Below are 246 nucleotides of genomic sequence, written 5' to 3' on the forward strand. Positions count from 1 at the left end.
TGGCCCTGCACGCCGTCGACAATCAGCGTGCCGGATTGCGAGCCGCGCCGGCCGACCTTGATCATGTCGCCGAGCACCTCGACATTCGAGGGCTCGCCGAGCACGCAATGGTCGAACTTCTCGCCGCAGATCGCCTTGACCGCGGTCTCCAGCGCGCCCTGCACGGTCGGCGCGGTGTCCTGGATCTGCCAGCCGGAGAACGGCGTGCCGTCATATTCAATGGTGAGCTTGTAGCGCGGCATCAGC

At 66.3% G+C, this 246-nt stretch carries 1 pseudogene; it reads right to left on the minus strand.

Annotated features, from left to right (window positions below):
• A pseudogene (locus tag FNJ47_RS52400) lies at nt 1-246 on the minus strand (hypothetical protein); the annotation flags it as partial.

Source organism: Bradyrhizobium uaiense, from assembly GCF_010811875.1.
In the GTDB taxonomy this organism is placed as follows: Bacteria; Pseudomonadota; Alphaproteobacteria; order Rhizobiales; family Xanthobacteraceae; genus Bradyrhizobium; species Bradyrhizobium uaiense.